At 47.4% G+C, this 622-nt stretch carries 3 tRNA genes and 1 rRNA gene; all 4 read left to right on the forward strand.

Annotated features, from left to right (window positions below):
• Nucleotides 1-48 precede the first annotated feature (48 nt).
• Nucleotides 49-165, forward strand: a 5S ribosomal RNA gene (gene rrf, locus TY15_RS23005).
• A gap of 44 nt (nt 166-209) precedes the next feature.
• Nucleotides 210-284: transfer RNA gene (locus tag TY15_RS23010), tRNA-Glu, on the forward strand.
• A gap of 6 nt (nt 285-290) precedes the next feature.
• A tRNA-Val gene (locus TY15_RS23015) sits at nt 291-366 on the forward strand.
• A 175-nt stretch (nt 367-541) separates the two neighbouring features.
• Nucleotides 542-617: transfer RNA gene (locus tag TY15_RS23020), tRNA-Thr, on the forward strand.
• Nucleotides 618-622: the final 5 nt, after the last annotated feature.

A 622-nucleotide genomic window follows, 5' to 3' on the forward strand; every position in this document is an offset into this window, starting at 1 on the left:
CTTCTTCTGCATTATTTAGTTTTGAGAGAATGATCTCTCAATAATTAGTCTGGTAATTATGGCGAGAAGGTCACACCCGTTCCCATACCGAACACGGAAGTTAAGCTTCTCAGCGCCGATGGTAGTTGGGGCATGCGCCCCTGTGAGAGTAGGACGTTGCCAGGCTAAGCCCCAATTTGGGGCTATTATTTTGTCGAATTTCTATTTTTGGCCCCTTGGTCAAGCGGTTAAGACACCTCCCTTTCACGGAGGTAACACGGGTTCGAGTCCCGTAGGGGTCACCATTTTTCGGAGGATTAGCTCAGCTGGGAGAGCATCTGCCTTACAAGCAGAGGGTCGGCGGTTCGATCCCGTCATCCTCCACCATTTAAATATATTTTTAAACTACGCCGGGGTAGCTCAATTGGTAGAGCACGATCGAATAAGCCCCTTGAAAAATCTTCAGCATACTGACTGAGCTGCTACTTGCATAAGCTTTCTGAGGTCAGGATGACGGCAACAAAAACGGCGTGTTCAAAATAAATAATTTTCCAAACTATTTGCCGGGGTAGCTCAATTGGTAGAGCAACTGACTTGTAATCAGTAGGTTGGGGGTTCAAGTCCTCTCGCCGGCACCATGTTT

The sequence above is a fragment of the Neobacillus jeddahensis genome (genome assembly GCF_000612625.1).
Lineage (GTDB): Bacteria > Bacillota > Bacilli > Bacillales > Cytobacillaceae > Neobacillus > Neobacillus jeddahensis.